The following is an 18,069-nucleotide window of genomic DNA, read 5'->3' as shown; positions in this document are numbered from 1 at the left end:
TCTCCGGTTCGGCGTAACTTAACCTCTACCCTATCAGAGTCTGAAGTCTTCCCCAAGGTACACGCGCTTAACATGCTCATCTTCGAGGATTTGCTGCGGCGTACCGTGGGCAATCAGATGGCCCTGGCTCACTATGTAGGCGCGCTCACACACGGCCAGCGTTTCACGAACGTTGTGGTCCGTGATCAGTACGCCAAGCCCGCTGTCGCGCAGGTGCTCAATGATACGTTTGATATCGATAACGGAGATGGGGTCAACGCCCGCAAACGGTTCATCCAGCAGGATGAATTTTGGGTTTGCTGCCAGCGCGCGCGCAATCTCAACGCGGCGGCGTTCACCACCGGACAGCGCCTGGCCGAGGCTGTCACGCAGATGTTCGATATGAAACTCTTCCATCAGCTCGTTCGCACGGTCAGTGCGCTGCTCGCTGGTCAGATCGTCACGGATCTGGAGCACGGCCATCAGGTTGTCGAACACGCTTAAGCGGCGGAAGATAGACGCTTCCTGCGGCAGATAGCCGATGCCACGACGCGCGCGGGCATGAAGCGGCAGCAGGCTGATATCTTCATCATCGATGATGATGTTGCCGGCGTCACGCGGGACGATGCCCACCACCATGTAGAAGGTCGTGGTTTTACCCGCCCCGTTAGGGCCAAGCAAACCCACGATTTCGCCGGAGTTGACGGTCAGACTGACATCTTCGACGACGCGGCGGCCCTTATACGCTTTCGCGAGGTTTTTTGCAGTTAAAGTTGCCATAACGAATTAGTTACTCTTTTTCTGTGCCGGAGCCTGACCGTTGTTCTTGTCCTGCAACTGCGAAGGCACAAGCACGGTCGTGACGCGTTTGCCTTTTTCACTGGAGGCCTGCATTTTCTGCTCTTTCACCAGATAGGTGATCTTGTCGCCTTTGATATTGCTGTCCAGCTGTTCCAGGTAAGCATTACCGGTCAGGATGACCAGATCCTTCGCCAGTTCATAATGCATATGCGAGGCATGGCCTTTCACCGGCTTGCCGTTGTCCTGCATCTGGTAGAAGGTGGCCGGGTTGCCATAACCATCGATAATCTCTTTGCCCTGCTCGCCGCCCGGACGGGTAACGACCACTTTGTCGGCGTTGATTTTAATGGTGCCCTGGGTCATGACGACGTTGCCGGTAAAGGTGACGACGTTACCCTGCATATCCAGAGACTGGGTATCGGATTCAATATGAATCGGCTGTTCGGTGTCGCCAGTCACAGCAAGCGCGGGAAGACTGGCCGCCAGCAGCGCGCTGGCGATAACAACTTTAAGGCTGAGTTTGTTTGTTTTGAATTTCATAGGAGGTTCTAACCTTTTCAATCAGCTCGGCGTTTTTGCTGCGTAAGTTCCCGCGCATTCTTAAACCGCTGGAATTAAATGTTGTGCCATACAGGGTGACTAGATCCTGCGACGTGACATCCTGGGTGACCAGGTTGATCTGGGCGTTATCCGTCGTAATTTTTCGCAGTTGCGCGTCAGCGGTCAGGGCGTTAACTTCAACGTGACCATACAGGTAAAGCATACGGTCATTTGTCAGTTTTGCCCGGTCAGACTTGATAGACCACGTCGGCACTTTGTCCGTATCAAAGGTGGTCATGACCGGTTGGGTAAACCACGAGGTACCGTCATCTGAAAAATATTCTACATGCTGAGCAACGAGGCGATAGTTCAGCGCGCCTTCCGGGCTATAGACCACGGTGTCGCTGTGATCGCTTTTATAGGTCGGGTCGCTCGTGTTAACCACTTCCGCTTGCGTATCATCGCGGTCAGCGAGGTTGACGCCAATCAGTACCAGGGCGACAAGCGCAAGCAGAATGATAACCCAACGTCTGGTTTTACTCATATCGATTGCCCTTTCGCCTCATCAAGCTTGCCCTGCGACAGCAGAAGCAGATCGCAGACTTCACGGACGGCGCCGCGGCCACCGTGAATATGGGTAACGTAATCAGCACGCGGGATCAGCAGCGGGTGCGCGTCAGCCACGGCGATGCTCAGACCCACCTCCGCCATCACTGGCCAGTCGATCAAATCATCCCCGACGTATGCCACATTCTCTGGTGCAATGGCCAGTTTTCCCAGCAGATCCCGGAAAGCTACCATCTTATCAGACTGCCCCTGATAGAGATGGGTAATGCCCAGCGTTTCACACCGATCTTCTACCAGTTTAGCTTTCCGCCCGGTGATGATTGCAACTTCAATTCCGGACGTGAGCGCACAGCGGATACCGTAACCGTCGCGAACGTTAAAGGCTTTCAGCTCTTCGCCGTTATTGCCCATATAAATCAGACCGTCGGAGAGCACACCATCCACATCGAGGATCAACAGGCGGATATTTTCCGCCTTTGCCATCATGTGGGCGCTCACCGGGCCATAACAGGTTGCAAGGGATGCACCCGCATTACTCATTGTCTTATCCTTCATTACACTACGCCAGCGCGCAGCAGATCATGCATATGTACCACACCCAGCAGTTGGTCGCCATCGGCAACCATCACTGAGGTAATATGACGGGACTGCATCAGGTTCAGCACATCTACCGCCAGCGTGCCCGGACGGACGCGGATCCCGCCTGGCGTCATCACATCAGCAATGCCCAGCGTTCGGACATCCACACCCATATCGAATACCCGGCGCAGGTCGCCGTCGGTGAAAATGCCCTGAATCTTCATCAGATCGTCGCAGATAACCGTCATGCCCAGGTTTTTACGGGTGATCTCCAGTAACGCGTCGCGCAAAGAGGCCTCTTTGCTCACGTGCGGGATCTCATCCCCGGTGTGCATAATATCGTTAACCCGCAGCAGCAGTTTGCGCCCGAGCGCGCCGCCGGGGTGAGACAGGGCGAAATCTTCAGGCGTAAAACCGCGGGCTTCCAGCAGCGCAACGGCAAGGGCATCGCCCATCACCAGCGCGGCGGTTGTGCTGGAGGTCGGCGCCAGCCCCAGCGGACAGGCTTCTTTAGGCACCTTCACGCACAGGTGAATATCCGCCGCACGCGCCATGCTGCTTTCCGGTCGGCTGGTCATGCAAATCAGCGGTACGTGCAGACGCTTCAGCACCGGGATCAACGCCAGGATTTCATTCGATTCCCCGGAGTTGGACAGAGCAATAACCACGTCCTGCGGCGTAACCATGCCGAGGTCACCGTGCGCGGCTTCACCGGGATGAACGAAGAATGACGACGTGCCGGTACTGGCAAAGGTCGCCGCCATTTTGCGTCCGATATGGCCGGATTTGCCCATCCCCATCACCACGACTTTGCCGGCACAGTAGAACATCTTCTCACAGGCCAGACTAAAATCCTGATTAATGTACTGATCTAACTGCGCCAGACCTTCACGTTCAATCTCCAGAACGTCTTTGCCTGCTTTCTGAAAGTCAAAACCCGGCTGCAATTCTATTTGCGACATAATGCGTTTCCGTTTACCCAGAGAGAAGAGGCGAAAGCCAGTACAGCATCGCCAGCCATACGATAAATCCACCCGTCAGCAGCGCGCCTGCGCCTTTGCCGATCTGCTCTTTTCGCCGCCAGCAGAGCAGGGCGAAAATCACGCTGACCAGCAGCATCACACCGTAATCGCGCGTGAAAACCATAGGGTTAAACGGCCCCGGCGAGATTAGCGCCGGCAGCCCCGTCACGATCGCGATATTGAAAATATTCGAGCCAATGATATTGCCGATGGCGATATCATCTTCCCCTTTACGCGCCCCGGCGATGGCGGTGGCCAGTTCTGGCAGGCTGGTGCCGATGGCGATTACCGTCAGACCGATTGTCAGTTCGCTCATCGCAAACGCGTTCGCCAGCACCGTCGCGTTATCGACCACCATCCGCGTGGCCATTGGCATGATGATTAGCGCGACGCCCAACCACAGCAGGGCGACGGGTAAGGTCCCTTCCCGGGGCAGCTCGGCGAGATGCTCACGCGTGAGGCTATCGTTACCCTGTTTTTCCGCCAGACGTGCGATCTTCACGCTGTAAAGCAACCAGATCACGGCCAGGGCGAGCAGGAATATACCGTCACCGACGCTCAGCACCCCGTCATAAAGTACGTAGCCTGCCAGCAGACTGACGACTAACATTAACGGCAATTCCCGGCGCAAAACATCAGAATGCACGCGAAATGGATGCAGTAATGCGGCTAAGCCTAAAATCAGTAAGATATTGACGATGTTAGAGCCAATCGCGGTGCCGATAGCGAGGTCGACCTGCCCATGCAGCGAGGCTGAAACAGAAACGATGATTTCAGGAAGCGATGTGCCTACACTGACCACCGTCATGCCGATAATGATGGGCGGCATGCCAATGAGTCGACAGAGAATGGATGCGGCAAAGACCAAACGGTCAGCACTGTAGACCACCAACAGTAAACCAATTATTAACAGTGCTGTTGCTAAAAGCATCAAAAGTCCTTTCTTCAGGTATACTCGCTGGTCCACTGCGCACGAATGTTGGCGCCAGATGAAGTCTGAGACGTAACGAATTCCTAATTTTGACTTTATGCGCCGGAAAAGTAAAACAAATGCCAGCTTTCGCTAACCCCAATAGTGAATATTCTGTAAAAATGCGGGGTTTAGGGCTGATTTACGCTTCATGCCAGCCGTGAAGCAAGGTAAGTAAGGAACCATAAATGAGCCAAACGATGGCGAATATAGTCGATGTCCGGGGCGTCAGTTTTTCGCGCGGCAACCGGTTAATATTTGATGATATTTCGCTGACCGTGCCGCGCGGTAAAATCACCGCCATCATGGGGCCGTCAGGGATCGGTAAAACCACGTTGCTGCGTCTTATCGGCGGGCAAATCCCCCCTGACAGCGGCGAAATTCTCTTCGACGGCGAAAATGTCCCGGCGATGTCTCGCTCGCGCCTCTACACGGTTCGCAAACGGATGAGCATGCTCTTTCAGTCGGGCGCGCTGTTCACGGATATGAACGTTTTTGACAACGTGGCCTATCCGTTGCGTGAGCACACCCATCTTCCTCCTGAGCTGTTGCACAGTACGGTGATGATGAAGCTTGAAGCCGTGGGGCTGCGGGGGGCTGCGAAACTCATGCCGTCCGAACTCTCGGGTGGGATGGCGCGCCGCGCCGCGCTGGCGCGTGCTATTGCCCTGGAACCCGATTTAATCATGTTCGATGAACCGTTCGTCGGGCAGGACCCCATCACCATGGGCGTGCTGGTGAAGTTAATTTCGGAGCTGAACAGCGCCCTTGGCGTCACCTGCGTGGTGGTTTCCCACGACGTGCCGGAAGTGCTGAGTATCGCTGATTACGCCTATATTGTGGCTGACAAAAAGATCGTCGCCCACGGCAGCGCGCAGGCGTTGCAGGAGAATGGCGATCCGCGCGTGCGGCAGTTCCTGGACGGTATCGCAGATGGGCCGGTGCCTTTCCGCTATCCGGCGGGCGACTATCATGACGATTTACTCGGAATAGGGAGTTAAGCCACTCATGCTGTTAAATGCGTTGGCGGGTCTTGGACACCGTGGCCTGAAAACCATCAGTACGTTCGGGCGTGCCGGATTAATGTTGTTCAACGCGCTGGTCGGCAAACCGGAGTTCCGCAAGCATGCGCCGTTACTGGTGCGGCAGCTTTATAACGTCGGCGTGCTGTCGATGCTTATCATCATCGTGTCGGGTCTGTTTATTGGCATGGTGCTGGGGTTGCAGGGGTATCTGGTGCTGACAACCTACAGCGCGGAAACCAGCCTTGGCATGCTGGTGGCGCTCTCGCTGCTGCGTGAACTCGGGCCGGTGGTTGCCGCGCTGCTGTTCGCCGGGCGTGCCGGGTCAGCGTTGACGGCGGAAATTGGCCTGATGCGCGCCACCGAGCAGCTCTCCAGTATGGAGATGATGGCAGTCGATCCGCTGCGCCGGGTAATCTCGCCGCGCTTCTGGGCCGGGGTTATCTCCTTGCCGTTACTGACTATCCTCTTTGTGGCGGTAGGTATCTGGGGAGGCGCGCTGGTTGGCGTTAACTGGAAAGGCATTGATGCCGGATTCTTCTGGTCTGCCATGCAGGACGCCATCGACCTGCGGATGGATCTGGTGAACTGTCTGATCAAGAGCGTGGTTTTCGCTGTGACGGTTACCTGGATTGCGTTGTTTAATGGTTACGATGCCATTCCGACGTCGGCGGGCATTAGCCGTGCAACGACGCGTACTGTCGTACATTCGTCGCTGGCCGTTTTAGGTCTGGATTTTGTGCTCACCGCACTGATGTTTGGGAATTGAGTTCATGCAAACGAGAAAAAATGAAATTTGGGTTGGCGTGTTTCTGCTTCTGGCGCTGCTGGCCGCGCTGTTCATCTGCCTGCGAGCGGCGGACATCACCTCTGTTCGCGCCGAGCCGACGTATCGTGTCTACGCGACTTTCGATAACATCGGCGGCCTGAAAGCGCGCTCACCGGTGCGTATTGGTGGCGTCGTTATCGGACGTGTCGCTGACATTACGCTTGATGAGAAAACCTATCTGCCGCGCGTCGCGATGGATATCGAAGAGCGCTATAACCACATTCCGGACACCAGCTCGCTTTCTATCCGCACCTCTGGCCTGCTGGGGGAGCAATATCTGGCCCTTAACGTTGGTTTTGAAGATCCTGAGCTGGGAACGACTATCCTTAAAGACGGTAGCGTAATCCAGGATACCAAGTCAGCGATGGTGCTGGAAGATATGATTGGTCAGTTCCTTTACAACAGTAAAGGGGATGATAAAAAGTCTGACGATGCCCCTGCGCAGAGTGAAGACCACACCAACGTCGAACCGACGCCAGGCGCGACGAATTAATTTCAGGAGAAGTCATTCATGTTTAAACGACTGTTAATGGTTGCCATGCTGGTCATTGCCCCTCTTACCGCGGCGCACGCTGCGGATCAGAGTAACCCGTACAGACTGATGGATGAGGCCGCGAAGAAAACCTTCGACCGTCTTAAAAACGAACAGCCAAAAATCCGTTCTAACCCTGATTATCTGCGTGATGTGGTGGATCAGGAACTGCTGCCGTATGTGCAGATCAAGTATGCGGGCGCACTGGTGCTGGGCCGTTACTACAAAGACGCGACCCCTGCACAGCGCGAGGCTTACTTTGCGGCGTTCCGTGAATACCTGAAACAGGCTTACGGCCAGGCGCTGGCGATGTACCACGGGCAGACCTATCAGATTGCCCCTGAACAGCCGCTGGGCGATGCCACTATCATTCCTATTCGCGTGACGATTATCGATCCAAACGGTCGTCCACCGGTTCGTCTGGACTTCCAGTGGCGTAAAAACAGCCAGACCGGAAACTGGCAGGCGTACGACATGATCGCTGAAGGCGTCAGCATGATCACCACTAAACAGAACGAGTGGAGCGATCTGCTGCGCACTAAAGGCATCGATGGCCTGACGGCTCAGCTTCAGTCCATCTCTCGTCAGAAAATTACCCTGGACGAGAAGAAGTAATGTCACAGCAGCTTAGCTGGGCGCGTGACGGCGAGACGTTGACGCTGACGGGAGAGCTGGATCAGGATCTGCTTAACCCGCTGTGGGACGCTCGCCATAACGCGATGCAGGGCGTGACGCTGATTGATCTCCATGGCGTTACGCGGGTAGATACCGCCTGTATCGCCCTGCTGGCGCACCTGGTGGCCACGGGCAAAAAGCAGGGGAGCAGCGTTACCCTGACGGGGGTAAGCGATAACGTGATTACCCTTGCACAGCTTTACAATTTGCCCGAAGACGTATTACCTCGCTAATTTTTTCAGTACGTTACTTCTTAAAGCCCCGACAGTTTACGCGTCGGGGCTTTTTGCTTGTTTAAGACCGCGCCACTTTGCTCTAAGATGTTGAGCTTGTTTTCACTATCAGATGATGTAGACCCCATGGAAAATAATGAAATCCAGACTGTGCTGATGAATGCACTCTCCCTTCAGGAAGCCCACGTCTCTGGCGATGGCAGTCACTTCCAGGTTATTGCTGTGGGTGAGATGTTCGACGGAATGAGTCGCGTGAAGAAACAGCAGGCTGTGTACGCGCCGCTGATGGAATACATTGCGGATAACCGCATCCACGCCCTGTCGATTAAAGCGTTCACCCCACAGGAGTGGGCACGCGATCGCAAACTAAACGGTTTTTGAGCTGAGGGCGAAACGCCCGCAGCACGGTTGAATTTATAAGAGAGCAAACGATGGATAAATTTCGTGTACAGGGACCCACGCGTCTCCAGGGCGAAGTCACAATTTCTGGCGCTAAAAACGCCGCGCTGCCCATTCTTTTCGCTGCGCTGCTCGCAGAAGAGCCGGTAGAGATCCAGAACGTACCGAAGCTGAAAGATATCGACACGACCATGAAGTTGCTCGGCCAGTTGGGCACCAAAGTGGAGCGTAACGGTTCCGTCTGGATCGATGCCAGCAACGTGAACAACTTCTCAGCGCCGTATGAGCTGGTGAAAACCATGCGTGCTTCCATCTGGGCGCTTGGTCCGCTGGTGGCGCGTTTCGGTCAGGGACAGGTTTCACTGCCGGGCGGATGCGCTATCGGCGCGCGTCCCGTTGACCTGCATATCTTCGGCCTGGAAAAACTCGGCGCGGAGATCAAGCTGGAAGAGGGTTACGTTAAAGCGTCCGTCAATGGTCGTCTGAAAGGCGCGCACATTGTCATGGACAAAGTGAGCGTGGGCGCAACGGTCACCATCATGTCGGCTGCTACGCTGGCAGAAGGCACTACCATCATCGAAAACGCCGCCCGTGAGCCGGAGATCGTGGATACCGCGAACTTCCTGGTCGCGCTGGGGGCGAAGATCAGCGGGCAGGGCACAGACCGTATCACCATCGAAGGCGTTGAACGTCTGGGTGGTGGTGTGTATCGCGTACTGCCAGACCGTATCGAAACCGGTACTTTCCTGGTGGCCGCGGCCATTTCTGGCGGTAAGATTGTCTGCCGTAACGCCCAGCCGGATACCCTGGATGCGGTGCTGGCGAAACTGCGCGATGCGGGTGCGGATATCGAAATCGGTGAAGACTGGATCAGCCTCGATATGCACGGGCAGCGTCCTAAAGCCGTTAACGTGCGTACTGCGCCACATCCGGCATTCCCGACGGATATGCAGGCACAGTTCACGCTGTTGAACCTGGTGGCCGAAGGCACGGGCTTCATCACGGAAACTATCTTCGAAAACCGTTTCATGCACGTACCGGAACTGATCCGTATGGGTGCGCATGCTGAGATTGAAAGCAACACGGTAATTTGCCACGGCGTTGAAAAACTGTCCGGTGCGCAGGTGATGGCGACCGATCTGCGCGCGTCTGCGAGCCTCGTATTGGCAGGTTGTATTGCGGAAGGGACTACCGTTGTCGATCGTATCTACCACATCGATCGTGGATACGAGCGTATTGAGGACAAACTGCGCGCGCTGGGTGCAAATATCGAGCGTGTGAAGGGCGAGTAATCGTTCCGGCACCCCCCTGCCATAACAGGCCGGGGGATTGCTGTTCCTGTCAATCCTGGTGCATCAGTCCTGATGTGCTTTCTTCGTTTTGCCCTGGCGCATCATGCGCGTTCTGTCGATAAATTCATGGGTAATAGGATCGTGGTAGCGTGACGGCCATATCACCCACGGATGCGTATCCAGCGCCGTCGCGATAATCAGTTCCCCCTTCGGCCATGGGCGGGTCAGGGCGTTTGCCAGCGTCGACGAGCTTAGCCCATGACGACGTGATTCGGCAGCCAGCGATGTTCCTTTTTTACGCAGTGCCGCAATAATGTCAGCAGAATGCCAGTCGATGAATTTTGTATCCATAATGCTGTCCTTGTGTTCGTTATCGTCCACGTCGTTTCGTGTGAAAAGACAGCATTACTATACTCACTTCGAACATGTGTTCTAAAAAGTTCATGTTACGAGAAGCAATATTCAGAATAAGGCACGGCTTTATACATGCGGCCTGTAACCCGATGGGCTTACGCGGAAATGTAATTTATTGGTGTGTACTGGAATCTCCCTGCGTGGGAGCAGGGAGATGAGGAGGGGATTATCGGTCGCGCTGGACGGCGATGTGCGCGAGGCCGATTAGCGCATCACGCCATGGGCTGTCGGGAATGACCTGAATGGCGGCGATGGCTTTGTCCGCTTCTTCTTCAGCGCGCTGACGCGTCCATTCCAGGGAGCCGCAGATAGCCATTGTTTCCAGTACCGGTTCCAGAAGATGGCGTCCATTTCCCTGCTCGATAGCCTCCCGGATCATTTTCGCCTGCTCTGGTGTGCCATTGCGCATCGCGTGGAGCAGCGGCAGCGTTGGCTTGCCTTCGTTCAGGTCATCGCCGACGTTTTTACCGAGCGTTTCGCCATCCGCGCTGTAGTCCAGCAAATCATCAATCAGCTGGAACGCGGTGCCGAGGTAACGGCCATAGTCCTGAAGGCCCTTTTCCTGAGCTTCGCTACAGCCTGCCAGAATGCCGGAGCATTGCGCGGCGGCTTCGAACAGACGTGCGGTCTTGCTGTAAATCACCCGCATATAGTTTTCTTCGGTGATGTCCGGGTCGTTGACGTTCATCAGCTGTAGGACTTCACCTTCAGCGATAACGTTCACGGCTTCTGACATCACTTCCAGCACCTTCAGCGAGCCAAGGCTGGTCATCATCTGGAAGGCGCGGGTATAGATAAAATCGCCTACCAGAACGCTTGCCGCATTACCAAACGCGGCGTTGGCGGTGGCTTTACCACGACGCATGTCTGATTCATCCACAACATCGTCGTGAAGCAGGGTGGCGGTGTGGATAAATTCGATCAGCGCCGCGATCGTGACGTGGGCATTTCCCTGATAGCCAACCGCGCGTGCGGCCAGAATGGCAATCATCGGACGAATACGTTTACCGCCGCCGCTGACGATGTAATAGCCCAACTGATTGATCAGCTGAACGTCAGAGTTGAGTTGCTCCAGGATTGCTGCATTCACACCCGCCATATCTTGCGCGGTTAACTCATTGATTTTTTCTAAATTCATCGCAAAAGCCGGGCTTTTTATCCTGTTTATCCCACACGAGATGGGTACACAAAGGGTTTCGGTTTATAAATAGTATTGCTGATTGTACTGAAAAAACGGCTCAGATAAACGTTACCGTACGTGTTGTGTTTTTTTTCTTCATGTATTGATGGTAGCACTTGTCAAAGGCTCGCGTTTTGCGTAATATTCGCGCCCTATTGTGAATATTTATAGCGCACTCTGAATCATACGAGGATGTGCGCGGAAGCGGAGTTTATATGTACGCGGTTTTCCAAAGTGGTGGTAAACAACACCGAGTAAGCGAAGGTCAGACCGTTCGCCTGGAAAAGCTGGACATCGCAACTGGCGAATCTGTTGAGTTCGCTGAAGTTCTGATGATCGCAAACGGTGAAGAAGTCAAAATCGGCGTTCCTTTCGTTGATGGCGGCGTTATCAAAGCTGAAGTTGTTGCTCACGGTCGTGGCGAGAAAGTTAAAATCGTTAAGTTTCGTCGTCGTAAACACTATCGTAAGCAGCAGGGCCACCGTCAGTGGTTCACTGATGTGAAAATTACTGGCATCAGCGCCTAAGACCTGAGGAGAGATTTAAATGGCACATAAAAAGGCTGGCGGCTCCACACGTAACGGTCGCGATTCAGAAGCTAAACGCCTGGGCGTTAAGCGTTTCGGTGGCGAATCCGTTCTGGCGGGTAGCATCATCGTTCGTCAGCGTGGCACCAAGTTCCACGCGGGTACCAACGTAGGTTGCGGTCGTGACCACACTCTGTTTGCTAAAGCAGACGGTAAAGTGAAATTTGAAGTTAAAGGCCCGAACAACCGTAAATACATCAGCATCGTTGCTGAGTAAGGTTTTCTCGGTCCGGTAACGGATTAAAGCCCCGCAACGTGTTGCGGGGCTTTTTACATTGGAAACCCGGAAAATTTTCTGTAGGGAAAACGGGCATGAAGCAGCAGGCCGGCATGGGTATTCTTTTGGCGCTCACTACCGCAATGTGCTGGGGTGCGCTGCCAATTGCAATGAAGCAGGTACTGGAAGTCATGGAGCCACCGACGGTGGTGTTTTATCGCTTCCTGATGGCAAGCATAGGCCTGGGCGCCATTCTGGCCGTCAAAGGTAAGCTGCCACCGCTGCGCATCTTCCGAAAACCGCGTTGGCTGGTGTTACTGGCTATCGCGACGGGCGGTCTGTTCGGTAACTTCATTCTGTTCAGCTCTTCCCTGCAATATCTTAGCCCTACAGCGTCGCAGGTGATTGGTCAGCTTTCACCGGTCGGCATGATGGTCGCCAGCGTATTCATCCTCAAGGAGAAGATGCGCGGCACGCAGATCATCGGGGCAAGCATGCTGCTTTGCGGGCTGGTGATGTTCTTTAACACCAGCCTGATTGAGATTTTTACCCGCCTGACGGATTACACCTGGGGTGTCATTTTTGGGGTGGGTGCAGCAACGGTCTGGGTGAGTTATGGCGTCGCGCAAAAGGTGTTATTGCGCCGTCTTGCCTCACAGCAGATCCTCTTTTTGCTGTACACTTTGTGTACACTGGCATTATTGCCTTTAGCGAAGCCGGGCGTAATTACCCAGCTCAGCGACTGGCAACTGGCGTGCCTCATTTTTTGTGGGCTGAATACGCTGGTCGGTTATGGCGCTCTGGCTGAAGCCATGGCGCGCTGGCAGGCAGCACAGGTGAGCGCCTTAATCACGCTTACCCCGCTGTTTACGCTGTTATTTTCAGATTTGTTATCAATGGCCTGGCCCGATGTCTTCGTCAAGCCGATGCTCAACCTGTTGGGTTATCTCGGTGCGTTTGTCGTGGTTGCGGGCGCGATGTATTCCGCCATTGGTCATCGTCTCTGGGGGCGTTGGCGCAAAAATGAAGCGGTTGTAATAGTCCCCCGCTCAGGCGAATGAGTTACGGAGAGTAAAATGAAGTTTGTTGATGAAGCGACGATTCTGGTCGTGGCAGGTGATGGCGGTAACGGTTGTGTAAGCTTCCGCCGTGAAAAATATATTCCTCGTGGCGGTCCTGACGGCGGTGACGGTGGGGACGGTGGCGACGTGTGGCTGGAGGCGGATGAAAACCTCAACACGCTGATCGACTACCGTTTCGAAAAATCTTTCCGCGCCGAGCGTGGCCAGAACGGCCAGAGCCGCGACTGTACCGGTAAACGCGGTAAAGACGTGACGATCAAAGTGCCGGTGGGTACGCGTGTCATCGATCAGGGCACGGGCGAAACCATGGGTGATATGACCAAACACGGTCAGCGCCTGATGGTGGCGAAAGGCGGCTGGCATGGTCTGGGTAACAGCCGTTTCAAATCTTCCGTTAACCGTACCCCGCGTCAGAAAACCATGGGTACCCCGGGTGATAAGCGCGACCTGCAACTGGAACTGATGCTGCTGGCGGATGTGGGGATGCTGGGTATGCCAAACGCCGGTAAATCGACGTTTATCCGTGCGGTCTCTGCGGCGAAACCCAAAGTAGCGGATTATCCGTTTACGACGCTGGTGCCGAGCCTGGGCGTTGTCCGTATGGATAACGAGAAGAGCTTTGTGGTCGCTGACATCCCGGGTCTGATTGAAGGGGCAGCAGAAGGCGCCGGTCTGGGTATTCGCTTCCTGAAGCACCTTGAGCGTTGTCGCGTACTGTTGCACCTCATCGACATCGATCCAATCGACGGTTCCGATCCGGTTGAAAACGCCCGTATTATTATCGGCGAGCTGGAGAAATACAGTGAAAAACTGGCGCAAAAACCGCGCTGGCTGGTATTTAACAAGATCGACCTGATGGATAAAGCGGAAGCTGAAGCGAAAGCTAAAGCGATTGCCGACGCGATGGGTTGGGAAGATAAGTACTATCTGATCTCTGCCGCCAGCCAGGTTGGCGTGAAAGATCTCTGCTGGGATGTGATGACCTTTATCATCGAGAATCCGGTTGTTCAGGCAGAAGAGGCGAAACAGCCTGAAAAAGTCGAATTCATGTGGGATGACTACCACCGCCAGCAGCTCGAAGAGCTGGAAGCGGAAGAAGATGATGAAGACTGGGACGATGACTGGGATGAAGACGACGAAGAAGGCGTCGAGTTCATCTACAAGCACTAACCCTGTATAAAGCCCCTTAACGGGGCTTTTTTTTTATCCTATTTTCGCCGGTAACCAACAGCTGGCGATGAGGCCGCCCTCAGCGCCGTTCTCCAGCGTTAAATGGCCATGATGGAGCTGTACGATACGCTGTACGATGCTCAGCCCAAGGCCGCTGCCGCCGTAGCGCTGGTCGAGACGTCGGAAAGGTTCGGTGATCGACTGGCGGTGCGCCTCATCAATACCCGGCCCCTGATCGGTAACGCTCACCCGGGTACCGCCCTCCGTCGCTGTTAATGCCACTTCAATGGTTGTGCCTGCCGGGCTGTAGCGGGCGGCATTCTCCAGAAGGTTCCTTAGCATCAGACGTAACAGGACGGCGTCCCCCTGTACCGTCAGCGCGCTGTGGGCCGGCCATATTACCGTATGCTCTTTGGCTTCATGCTCCAGACTGAGCGGAGCAATGATCGTTTCTGTCCAGTTCACGGTATCGTAATGGCCGCTGGCCATCGCCTGTCCGGCACGCGCCAGCATCAGCAGCTGTTCCACCGTGTGCATCAGCTGATCGATACGGCTTATCAGTGGCGTGGCCTGCGGGGAACCGGACTGAGCCATCAGTTCCAGATGGAGCCTGATCCCCGCAAGCGGCGTACGTAACTCGTGTGCCGCATCGGCGGTAAACAGGCGTTCCTGTTGAATAGTGTGGTCCAGCCGGGCGAGGAGTTGATTGAGCGACGTGGTCACAGCGCCTATCTCTTCCATATCGGAATACATCGGCAGGGGAGTCAGATTATCCGCCGAACGGTTCGCAAGGCTGGCGCGAAGTTTGTTGAGTGGTCGGGTGATCCAGGTGACTGCCCAGAATGAGAAGAGCAAGGTAAAACCGACCATCACCAGAGAAGGGACCAGCAGGGAGGCAATAGCTTCGCGGATCTCCTTTTCGACATGGTTGTTGCGCGCTTTGGCGGACAACGTTTCATTCACAAGAAAACCGATTTGCTCGCGGCTCTCATGCCACAGCCAGACTACGCTAATGAGTTGAAAAAATAGCAGAATAACCGCCAGCAACACCATTAATCGCCGGCGCATACTGTTCATTTCTGGCTCTCCAGACGGTAACCCACGCCGCGTACGGTTTTGATGCGATCTTTACCGAGCTTGCGCCGCAGATTATGAATGTGAACTTCAAGCGTGTTTGATCCTGGATCGTCCTGCCAGGAGTAGATGTCCTGTTGCAGCGTTTCGCGGTGCACGGTCTGCCCGCTGCGCATGATCAGGCGCGTCAGCAGAGCGAACTCTTTTGGCGTCACTTCCACAGGCTGAGACTGGCGCAGCACCTGCTGAGTTTGCAGATTGAGGGTGATATCTCCGTCCGTCAGCAGGTTGTCGCTGTGGCCCTGATAGCGGCGGATCAACGCCCGTACGCGAGCCTGTAGCTCGGCAAGGGCGAAGGGTTTTACCAGATAATCGTCAGCGCCAGAATCCAGCCCGTTAATTCTGTCTTCAATGGCATCGCGGGCGGTGAGAATCAAGACGGGATTCTCAACCCCGCGACGACGCCACTGGCAGAGTAGCGTCGCGCCGTCTTTATCCGGCAGCCCTAAATCCAGGATCACGAGGCTGTATTCACCGCTCTGGATCAGGGCATCTGCTTCAGCGGCCGTGGTGGCACAATCCAGGGCGTAGCCTTCATTCCCCAGCGCCAGCGCTAACCCTTCCTGCAATAACAGATCGTCTTCAACTATCAGTAGTTTCATCGCTAGTTATTCTGGTAGATGTCCTTATAGAGCCTGCTTTCGAAACGCACCAGTGGAATACGGCGATTGCGCTGGTCAGCCGGTTCGACGGCATAGCCGGAAAGATACTGCACAAATGCCATGCGTTGTCCGCTGGCGGTAGTGATAAAACCGGCAAGGTTGTAAACGCCTTGCAGGGAACCCGTTTTGGCTGACACTTTGCCATCCACGCCCGCAGCGTGAAGGCCCGCGCGGTACTGAAGAGAGCCGTCGTGTCCGGCAAGCGGCAGCATCGTAATAAAGTTTAGCTCAGCGTCATGTTGAGCAATGTACTGCAACACCTGCATCATGGTGGCCGGCGAGATCAGGTTATGACGCGATAAACCGGAACCATCAACGGCGATCGTATTGCCCAGATCGATACCCGCCTGCTGGCGCAGGATCTGACGTACGGCATCAGAACCGGCCCGCCAGGTGCCCGGCACACCAAATCGCGCGTGCCCAATCATGCGGAACACCGTGTCGGCAATCATGTTATCCGACTTTTTCAGCATAATCTTAAGCAAATCATGCAGTGGCGCGGACTGTTTGCTGGCGATCACCGTGCCTGGCTCATTCACCTGCGTCTGGCGCAGCAGCGTTCCGGTGTAGGTTATGCCCGCCTGCTTCAGTTCATCTTTAAAAATGGCACCGGCATAGCCCGCGCCATCCTGAATGGCGAAGGCCAGCGGGAGGGGATCGGCCCGCTGGGTCAGGCAGCCGGTGAGCGTATAGCGATTGAGATCGCCCGGTACCACGTCCAGCTCGCAATACTGCGCCTCCGGGGAGCCTTTCGCCAGCGTCCGCACCTGGCTGAACATCGTGACCGGGTAGTATGAGGCCACGCGGATAAAAGCTAAGTCATTTGGTTTTGGCGCGCTGTAAAGCGATACGGAGAAGCAGTTACGGTCAACGATGGCGGCGGCTGGCGGGGCGCTAAAGCACTGCGTCATGTCGTTCCACGGCCAGCCAGGCGCTTTATCGTGGCTGGCGAAAATGGAGGTGTCGATCAGTACGTTGCCATCAATTTTTGTTACGCCGGATTTTTTCAGTACCGCCACCATATTGCGGACATCCTGGCGCTTAAAGGTGGGATCGCCACCAAAACGGGCGATAAGATCACCTTTCAGTTCGCCACCCTCAACGTTACCTCTGGTTTCAAGGGTGGTAGTAAAACGGAAGTCAGGCCCGAGCTGGAGCAGGGCGGCGAGGGCAGTGATCACCTTCTGGGTACTGGCAGGCAGCGCCATCTGTTGACTGTGATAGTCAATCTCGGGAGCCTGCGCGCCAACCTTCTGCACCATCAGGGCAAGGTTCGCGCCGGCGGGCAGTTGATTAATGTACTCATCAACATTCGCGGCCTGAACGGTGAACGTTATACTGGTAGTCAATCCGATGATAAAACTGGAAAATCGCATAATCTCGCGCTAACAACCCGAAAACAAACCGTCATACTACGGTGCATGGCACTGTAAAGTAAACGATGACCCATAGTGAACTTCGCGGTAAAATGCGTATCAAATTGAAAAATTGCTGCTGACCTGGGGCGTTGCTCCCGGGTCGGTTTTCTTTTTGCTTCTGGCCTGTTCAGGTGGGCTGGAGCAGGGAACACTGCTCCCAACAGGAATGTTTAAGAGGTATAACAAATGCAAGCTATTCCGATGACCTTACGTGGTGCCGAAAAACTGCGCGAAGAGCTGGATTTTCTCAAATCCGTGCGTCGCCCTGAAATCATCGCCGCTATCGCGGAAGCGCGTGAGCATGGCGACCTGAAAGAGAATGCTGAATACCACGCGGCGCGTGAGCAGCAGGGTTTCTGTGAGGGGCGCATTAAAGATATCGAGGCGAAACTGTCTAACGCGCAGGTTATCGATATCACCAAAATGCCAAATAATGGCCGTGTGATCTTCGGCTCTACCGTCAGCGTCCTGAATCTGGACAACGACGAAGAGCAGACCTATCGCATCGTGGGTGATGATGAAGCGGACTTCAAACAGAACCTGATTTCGGTGAACTCGCCGATTGCTCGTGGCCTGATTGGCAAAGAGCAGGACGATGTGGTCACCATCCGCACCCCTGGTGGTGAAGTGGAATACGAAATTATTAAGGTTGAATACCTGTAATTCGCTTCTCTACTAAGATGTTGATACATTGTAAAGAAAAGAAAAAGGCCGCATAGCGGCCTTTTAACAACTCAAGGAGCATGGCATTTTGCTCGCCTGCTG

23 protein-coding genes are annotated in these 18,069 nt (G+C 54.8%); 12 read left to right on the top strand and 11 right to left on the bottom strand.

What is annotated here, in order from left to right; translation table 11 throughout:
* Positions 1–33 precede the first annotated feature (33 nt).
* Genes lptB through ACQG1Y_RS20900 form a run of 6 tightly spaced genes read right to left on the bottom strand, consistent with a single transcriptional unit; the run spans position 34 to position 4,419 of the window.
* Entirely contained in the window at positions 34–759 is a 726-nt protein-coding gene (gene lptB, locus ACQG1Y_RS20925; RefSeq protein ID WP_003861862.1) for an LPS export ABC transporter ATP-binding protein, read from the bottom strand.
* A 6-nt stretch (positions 760–765) separates the two neighbouring features.
* On the bottom strand, positions 766–1,320 hold the full coding sequence (lptA, locus tag ACQG1Y_RS20920; protein ID WP_006812136.1) for a lipopolysaccharide ABC transporter substrate-binding protein LptA: 555 nt from the start codon (positions 1,318–1,320) through the stop codon (positions 766–768).
* Positions 1,289–1,864, bottom strand: a complete 576-nt coding sequence (gene lptC / locus ACQG1Y_RS20915; protein ID WP_015571983.1) for an LPS export ABC transporter periplasmic protein LptC — start codon at positions 1,862–1,864, stop codon at positions 1,289–1,291. Before lptC ends, lptA begins: the two co-directional genes overlap by 32 nt.
* Positions 1,861–2,427, bottom strand: coding sequence for a 3-deoxy-manno-octulosonate-8-phosphatase KdsC (gene kdsC, locus ACQG1Y_RS20910; protein WP_017693909.1), 567 nt, complete (start codon positions 2,425–2,427; stop codon positions 1,861–1,863). Before kdsC ends, lptC begins: the two co-directional genes overlap by 4 nt.
* 14 nt (positions 2,428–2,441) lie before the next feature.
* Complete coding sequence (kdsD, locus tag ACQG1Y_RS20905; protein WP_003861853.1) at positions 2,442–3,428, bottom strand: arabinose-5-phosphate isomerase KdsD; 987 nt, start codon at positions 3,426–3,428, stop codon at positions 2,442–2,444.
* A 13-nt stretch (positions 3,429–3,441) separates the two neighbouring features.
* Positions 3,442–4,419 carry a calcium/sodium antiporter gene (locus ACQG1Y_RS20900; RefSeq protein ID WP_003861852.1) on the bottom strand — a complete coding sequence of 326 codons (978 nt, stop codon included), beginning with the start codon at positions 4,417–4,419 and terminating at the stop codon, positions 3,442–3,444.
* A gap of 227 nt (positions 4,420–4,646) precedes the next feature.
* On the opposite strand from ACQG1Y_RS20900, the gene mlaF reads away from it, so the two are divergent.
* The 7 genes from mlaF (at position 4,647) to murA (ending at position 9,440) form a co-directional block, all read left to right on the top strand.
* Complete coding sequence (gene mlaF, locus ACQG1Y_RS20895; protein WP_017382730.1) at positions 4,647–5,459, top strand: phospholipid ABC transporter ATP-binding protein MlaF; 813 nt, start codon at positions 4,647–4,649, stop codon at positions 5,457–5,459.
* A 7-nt stretch (positions 5,460–5,466) separates the two neighbouring features.
* Entirely contained in the window at positions 5,467–6,249 is a 783-nt protein-coding gene (gene mlaE / locus ACQG1Y_RS20890; RefSeq protein WP_003861848.1) for a lipid asymmetry maintenance ABC transporter permease subunit MlaE, read from the top strand.
* Positions 6,250–6,253: 4 nt separating this feature from the next.
* Complete coding sequence (gene mlaD / locus ACQG1Y_RS20885; RefSeq protein ID WP_006812131.1) at positions 6,254–6,802, top strand: outer membrane lipid asymmetry maintenance protein MlaD; 549 nt, start codon at positions 6,254–6,256, stop codon at positions 6,800–6,802.
* Positions 6,803–6,820: 18 nt separating this feature from the next.
* Positions 6,821–7,456: a phospholipid-binding protein MlaC gene (mlaC, locus tag ACQG1Y_RS20880; RefSeq protein ID WP_141414478.1), complete on the top strand. Its 636-nt coding sequence runs from the start codon at positions 6,821–6,823 to the stop codon at positions 7,454–7,456.
* Complete coding sequence (gene mlaB / locus ACQG1Y_RS20875) at positions 7,456–7,749, top strand: lipid asymmetry maintenance protein MlaB (RefSeq protein ID WP_368740828.1); 294 nt, start codon at positions 7,456–7,458, stop codon at positions 7,747–7,749. The genes mlaC and mlaB overlap by 1 nt, the downstream gene beginning before the upstream one ends.
* A gap of 126 nt (positions 7,750–7,875) precedes the next feature.
* On the top strand, positions 7,876–8,130 hold the full coding sequence (gene ibaG, locus ACQG1Y_RS20870; RefSeq protein ID WP_003861840.1) for a BolA family iron metabolism protein IbaG: 255 nt from the start codon (positions 7,876–7,878) through the stop codon (positions 8,128–8,130).
* A 50-nt stretch (positions 8,131–8,180) separates the two neighbouring features.
* Entirely contained in the window at positions 8,181–9,440 is a 1,260-nt protein-coding gene (murA, locus tag ACQG1Y_RS20865) for a UDP-N-acetylglucosamine 1-carboxyvinyltransferase (protein ID WP_006812128.1), read from the top strand.
* Positions 9,441–9,503: 63 nt separating this feature from the next.
* Here murA and sfsB read toward each other — a convergent pair whose 3' ends face one another.
* Complete coding sequence (gene sfsB / locus ACQG1Y_RS20860) at positions 9,504–9,791, bottom strand: DNA-binding transcriptional regulator SfsB (RefSeq protein WP_020480545.1); 288 nt, start codon at positions 9,789–9,791, stop codon at positions 9,504–9,506.
* A 229-nt stretch (positions 9,792–10,020) separates the two neighbouring features.
* The gene (gene ispB, locus ACQG1Y_RS20855; RefSeq protein ID WP_006812126.1) at positions 10,021–10,992 is read right to left on the bottom strand and encodes an octaprenyl diphosphate synthase; all 972 of its coding nucleotides are present in this window, start codon (positions 10,990–10,992) and stop codon (positions 10,021–10,023) included.
* Between the two features lie 257 nt (positions 10,993–11,249).
* On the opposite strand from ispB, the gene rplU reads away from it, so the two are divergent.
* The 4 genes from rplU (at position 11,250) to cgtA (ending at position 14,090) form a co-directional block, all read left to right on the top strand.
* On the top strand, positions 11,250–11,561 hold the full coding sequence (gene rplU / locus ACQG1Y_RS20850; protein WP_003025032.1) for a 50S ribosomal protein L21: 312 nt from the start codon (positions 11,250–11,252) through the stop codon (positions 11,559–11,561).
* Positions 11,562–11,580: 19 nt separating this feature from the next.
* Positions 11,581–11,838 carry a 50S ribosomal protein L27 gene (gene rpmA, locus ACQG1Y_RS20845; protein WP_003861831.1) on the top strand — a complete coding sequence of 86 codons (258 nt, stop codon included), beginning with the start codon at positions 11,581–11,583 and terminating at the stop codon, positions 11,836–11,838.
* Between the two features lie 95 nt (positions 11,839–11,933).
* Positions 11,934–12,899, top strand: coding sequence for a DMT family transporter (locus ACQG1Y_RS20840; protein ID WP_015571979.1), 966 nt, complete (start codon positions 11,934–11,936; stop codon positions 12,897–12,899).
* Positions 12,900–12,914: 15 nt separating this feature from the next.
* The gene (gene cgtA / locus ACQG1Y_RS20835; protein ID WP_006812124.1) at positions 12,915–14,090 is read left to right on the top strand and encodes an Obg family GTPase CgtA; all 1,176 of its coding nucleotides are present in this window, start codon (positions 12,915–12,917) and stop codon (positions 14,088–14,090) included.
* Positions 14,091–14,123: 33 nt separating this feature from the next.
* Here the strand turns inward: cgtA and pmrB are convergent, their stop codons facing one another.
* From pmrB to dacB, 3 genes are read right to left on the bottom strand one after another with little or no spacing between them, the layout of a single operon-like run.
* Positions 14,124–15,167, bottom strand: a complete 1,044-nt coding sequence (gene pmrB / locus ACQG1Y_RS20830; protein WP_017382733.1) for a two-component system sensor histidine kinase PmrB — start codon at positions 15,165–15,167, stop codon at positions 14,124–14,126.
* A complete protein-coding gene (gene pmrA, locus ACQG1Y_RS20825; protein WP_015571977.1) occupies positions 15,164–15,826 on the bottom strand; it encodes a two-component system response regulator PmrA in 663 nt (220 codons plus the stop codon). The genes pmrB and pmrA overlap by 4 nt, the downstream gene beginning before the upstream one ends.
* A gap of 2 nt (positions 15,827–15,828) precedes the next feature.
* The gene (dacB, locus tag ACQG1Y_RS20820; protein ID WP_003861817.1) at positions 15,829–17,262 is read right to left on the bottom strand and encodes a serine-type D-Ala-D-Ala carboxypeptidase; all 1,434 of its coding nucleotides are present in this window, start codon (positions 17,260–17,262) and stop codon (positions 15,829–15,831) included.
* A 228-nt stretch (positions 17,263–17,490) separates the two neighbouring features.
* Between dacB and greA the strand changes: the two genes are divergently transcribed.
* On the top strand, positions 17,491–17,967 hold the full coding sequence (gene greA, locus ACQG1Y_RS20815; RefSeq protein ID WP_006812122.1) for a transcription elongation factor GreA: 477 nt from the start codon (positions 17,491–17,493) through the stop codon (positions 17,965–17,967).
* Positions 17,968–18,069 lie beyond the last annotated feature (102 nt).

The sequence above is a fragment of the Enterobacter cloacae complex sp. 397G4 genome (assembly GCF_050031515.1).
GTDB classification, from domain to species: Bacteria; Pseudomonadota; Gammaproteobacteria; order Enterobacterales; family Enterobacteriaceae; genus Enterobacter; species Enterobacter hormaechei_C.
The sequence above is the reverse complement of the archived record's forward strand: the minus strand, read 5'-3'. Positions and strand labels throughout refer to the sequence as shown.